This is a genomic window from Streptomyces boncukensis (genome assembly GCF_011045075.1).
Classification (GTDB): domain Bacteria; phylum Actinomycetota; class Actinomycetes; order Streptomycetales; family Streptomycetaceae; genus Streptomyces; species Streptomyces boncukensis.
The window spans coordinates 1-4,445 of sequence record NZ_JAAKZZ010000557.1 but is presented as its reverse complement, the minus strand read 5'-3'; the positions used below and the strand labels follow the sequence as shown (position 1 = coordinate 4,445).

The 4,445-nt window shown below is 76.8% G+C and carries 4 protein-coding genes; 1 reads left to right on the top strand and 3 read right to left on the bottom strand.

What is annotated here, in order from left to right:
* The coding region (locus G5C65_RS31920) for an aldehyde dehydrogenase family protein (protein WP_165302528.1) at nt 1-1,114 on the bottom strand (1,114 nt) is incomplete at its 3' end.
* The gene (locus G5C65_RS31915; protein WP_165302527.1) at nt 1,111-2,343 is read right to left on the bottom strand and encodes a M20 family metallopeptidase; all 1,233 of its coding nucleotides are present in this window, start codon (nt 2,341-2,343) and stop codon (nt 1,111-1,113) included. The genes G5C65_RS31920 and G5C65_RS31915, both read right to left, overlap by 4 nt.
* Nucleotides 2,344-2,486: 143 nt before the next feature.
* Here G5C65_RS31915 and G5C65_RS31910 point away from each other — a divergent pair, with 143 nt between their 5' ends.
* On the top strand, nt 2,487-3,254 hold the full coding sequence (locus tag G5C65_RS31910) for a FadR/GntR family transcriptional regulator (protein WP_206442500.1): 768 nt from the start codon (nt 2,487-2,489) through the stop codon (nt 3,252-3,254).
* A 195-nt stretch (nt 3,255-3,449) separates the two neighbouring features.
* On the opposite strand, the gene G5C65_RS31905 is transcribed toward G5C65_RS31910, so the two are convergent.
* Entirely contained in the window at nt 3,450-4,109 is a 660-nt protein-coding gene (locus tag G5C65_RS31905) for an HAD family hydrolase (RefSeq protein ID WP_338146762.1), read from the bottom strand.
* Nucleotides 4,110-4,445 lie beyond the last annotated feature (336 nt).

Below are 4,445 nucleotides of genomic sequence, written 5' to 3'. Positions count from 1 at the left end.
CCCGGGCCCCGCCCGCGACGAGCCGCGCCCCGGCCTCCCGCGCCCGCGCGATCCAGTCGAGGACGCGTTCGGTGGCCGCCCCGTCGATCAGCGCGGCCACCCGGGTGCCCTCCGCGCGCGGATCCCCCACGGCCACCCCCGGCAGCCGCTCGGCGATCCGCCGCTCCAGCTCGGCGGCCACCGGCTCGACCGCGATCACCCGCTGCACGGCGATACACGCCTGCCCCGACGCGTAGTAGCCACCGCGCACGACGGCGTCCGCCGCCGCGTCCAGGTCGGCGTCCGCCGCGACCACCAGCGCGGCGTTGGAGCCGAGTTCGAGCACCACCTTGCGGGGCGCGGCGTCGCGGGCGATGCGGTGCCCGACGCCGGCCGAGCCGGTGAACGACACCGCGGCGGTGGCCTCGTGCGTGGTGAGCGCGCGCCCCACCTGGGTATCCCCGGTCACCAGCTGCACCGCGCCCGCCGGCGCCCCGGCCGCCTCCAGCGCGCACCGCACCAGATGCACCAGCCACAGCGTGGCCAGCGGCGTCGCGGGCGCCGGCTTGACCACCACCGGGCAGCCCGCGGCCAGCGCCGGGGCGATCTTGTGGGAGGCCAGCATCATCGGATAGTTGAACCCGGCGATGCCCACCACCACACCGACCGGGCGGCGGGTCCAGAACCCGGTCATCCCGTCGCCCGACGGCAGCCCGTCCAGCGGCACCGTCTCGCCGTGGACGTGCGCGACCTCGTCGGCCGCCGCCCGCCACGTGGCGCGGGCCCGCGTCACCTCCGTACGGCAGTCGGCGCGCGGCTTGCCCGTCTCCAGCACGAGCAGGTCCTCCATGCCGCCGGCGACCCGCTCCAGGGCTTCGGCGACCTCGCAGAGCACGGTCCGCCGCACCCGGGTGGGCAGCGCCGCGACGCGCTTGCGGAGCGCCGCGGCGTGGTCGACGGCGCGCCGCGCCAGCTCCGCGTCGCCGACCGGCGCGGTGCCGACGGTGCCGCCGTCGTACGGGAACACCACGGGCGCCGTGCCGGGCGCGGCCACCCAGCCGTCCCCGACCGGCAGCCCGCCGGGGAGGTCCCGGTCCGCCGCCGGGGCCGCCGCCGTCGCGTCCGCGTCGCTCATCGGGTACCGCCCCCGGTGGTTCCGGCGCTTCCGGCGCTTCCGGCCCCCGCGGTCAGGAAGCGGTGGGCCGCCGCCGCGTACACCCGGGCGTACTCGCCGATCTCGCGCACCTCGACGAACTCGTCCCGCTGGTGCGCGATCCACTTGCCGCCCGGCCCGTACACCACCGTCGGCAGCCCGGCGTCCCGGGTGAGGATCGTGCCGTCCGTGGTGCCGGGCACGGCGCCGAACGCGGGCGCGGAGCCGTGCACCTGGGTGTGCGCGGCCACCAGGCCCGCCACCACCGGGTGGTCCTGGGCGAGTTCGATCGCGGGCCGGTCGTCCACCACCGTGAGCGCGACGTCCACGCCGAGCGACCCGGCCGCCTCCTCGGCGGTGCGCCGCACCCGGCCGATGAGCTCGGCGTGGTCGGTGCCGGGGACGGTGCGCACGTCGACGCCGACGACGCCGCGCGCGGGGATGACGTTCAACTGGTCCGGGTCGCCGCCGAGCAGCACGGTCGGGGTCACCGTCACCGTGCCGGCGTGCGGGTGCGTGCCGTACCGCTCGCGGGCCCACTCCTGCACCCGCTCCAGCTCGGCCACCACCCGGGCGCCCGCCGCGATGGGGCTGCGGCCCTCCTGCGGCATCGCGCCGTGCGCCATCACCCCCTGCAGGTCCAGCCGCAGCCGGATGCCGCCCCGGGCCGAGGTGCACACCTCGTACCCCTCCGGCTCGCAGACGATGACGCCGTCCACCTCGGCGGCGAGCGGGGACGCGGCGAACGCCTTGGCGCCCAGCATCATCCCCTCCTCGTCCGCCAGCACGCCCAGCACGACCCGGCCGGGGAACGGCCCCGCCTCCTGGAGCGCGCGCACCCCGTAGATCATCGCCGCCACACCGGACTTCATGTCGGCGGTGCCCCGCCCCCACATCCGGCCGTCGCGGATGTCGGCCCCGAACGGGTCCACGGACCAGTCGGCCGGGTCGCCCTCCGTCACGACGTCGGTGTGCCCCTCGAACATCAGCGTGGGGCCGGGGCCGCCCCCGCCCTCCACGACGGCGACGACATTGGGGCGGCCCGGGGCCACCTCCGTGACCGTGTGCTCCCAGCCGAAGCGGGTGAACAGCCCGGACACCAGCGTCGCCGCCGGCAGTTCCACGGCATGGGCGCCCTCGGCGTTCACGGTGCGCAGCCGCACCAGCGCCTGGGTGAGGGAGACGGCCGCCTCGGTGTCGACGGTGTGCATAGAACCTCCATGTCCCCTGCCCTCGCTGTGCGGACGGCCAGGCGACTGGTCAGACCAGAAGATCTCTCGTACTGTGCTCGTACGCCGCAGCGCGGGTCAAGAGGTGGACGCGGGGAAACCGGGACGAGCTGGGGGAGGACGGAATGGCGGCGGACGCCGTGTCATTCGAACCGGTACGGCCGGTGCGCGCGTACCAGCGCGTGGCCGAGCAGATCGAGGAGCGCATCCTCAGCGGGGAGTTGCCGCCCGGGTCCCGGCTCCCCGCCGAGCGGGAGCTGGTCAGGCAGTTCGCCGTCGGCCGCTCCACGATCCGGGAGGCCCTGCGGGTGCTGCAGTCCTCGGGGCTGATCCGCTCCCGGCCGGGCGACCCGCTCGGCGCCGAAGTGCTGGGAGTGTCCCCCGACAACCTCAGCCAGGCCCTCGACCGGCTCGCCCGCTCCCATCTGTCCGGGCTCGGCGAGCTGGTGCAGTTCCGCATGGCCCTCGACGCCGAGAGCTACCGGCTGGCGGCGCGGCTGCACCGTGCCGAGGACCTGGCGGAGCTGGAGCGGCTCGCCGAGCGGATGGCGGAGCTGGTCGCCGTCGACCCGCGGGCCTTCGGCGAGGCCGACGCGGCGTTCCACCGATCCCTCGCCGAGGCCAGCGGGAACGCGCTGCTCGCGCTGTGCGCGCGGGCCGTGCACGACGCGGTGGCCGGCGCGATCGAGGGCAAGCTCTCCCGCTCCGGGGAGGAGGCCGAGGCGTGGATGCTCCGATCCGTCGAGCACCACCGGCAGGTGCTGGCGGCCCTGCGGGCCGGGGACGGCCCCGGGGCGGCGCGGCTCGGGCGGCAGGCGCTGTACGACCACTACGCGGAGTACGTCGGCGCCGCCGACCGCGAGCGGCTGCGGGCCGCGCTGGACGAGGCGTAGCCGCCAGGGCGTGTCCGGCGGATCGCGCATACCCGGCACCGGGCCTGCGCCTGCCGGCCCTGTGCCTGGCGCAGACCTCCCGGGCGCAGAGCAACACCGCGCCCCGGCAGGGGCGCGGGGAACTGCGCGACCAGCCACACACCCCGCAGACTGCGATGCGCAGCAAGGAGCGGCCCCTATCCGGCCGGACCCGCCCTACAGCCGGAACAGCAGCTCCCGCACGTCGGTGAGTACCCCCTCCGTGGCGTCCCGCAGCCACTCCGCCGGGGTCGGCCCGCCCGCGTACCCCGCGACCCGCATGCCCGCCGCCAGGGCGGCCCGCACACCCGCCGGGCTGTCCTCCAGCACCAGGCACTCCCCGGGCACGGCCCCCGACTTCTCCGCCGCGTGCAGGAAGACATCGGGCTCCGGCTTGCCGTGGGCCACGTCGTCCGCGCTGAAGACGCGCCCCGCGAACCGCTCCCACAGCCCGGTCGCGGTCAGCGAGTGGTGGATGCGCTCGTGCGCGCCGCTGGAGGCGACGCAGTACGGCACGGCGCGCGCCTCCAGCGCGTCGAGCGTCTCGCGGACGCCCGGCATCGTGTGCGGGGCCGCCTCGAACGCGGTCCGCAGCCGGGCGCGGTAGTCCGCGAGGAAGCCGTCCGGCACGGGTGCCGTCGCGTGCGCCCGTACCTCGGCCAGCAGATGGGACGCCGGGGTGCCCAGGAAGAGCCGGCGGACGTCGTCGGGGGCCAGCGGCCAGCCCAGTTCCGTCGTCATCTCCGCGACGATGCGCGGCCCCAGCGTCTCCGTGTCGACCAGCACCCCGTCGCAGTCGAAGACGACCAGCCCCGTGCGGGCTCTCCCGGCGGTCACAGCGGGAGGGCGCAGACGGCGGCGGGGAACGGGAAGGGCGCACCGGCCCGGGTCGGGCCGCCTTCCGCGCCCACGGGGAAGCCGGTCACCGTGCCCGGCCTCTGGTCGCCAGGGGCGCGGGGCTGTTCGCGGCGGCTTCGCCCGAGCAGGGGGCACCCCCACCGCACCCTGCGGCGGGCGGCGAGGGGCAGCCTCTGCCCGGAAAGGTTCCCGGTCACCGCACCAGCGTGGCCGGTGATGACCATGGCGGCAAGAGGGCGCGGTGGGCTTGACGCGCCGGGCGGGCACCCCGACGCTGGCCGGTGGGAGACGCACCACCGCCGGTCAGCCCCACCC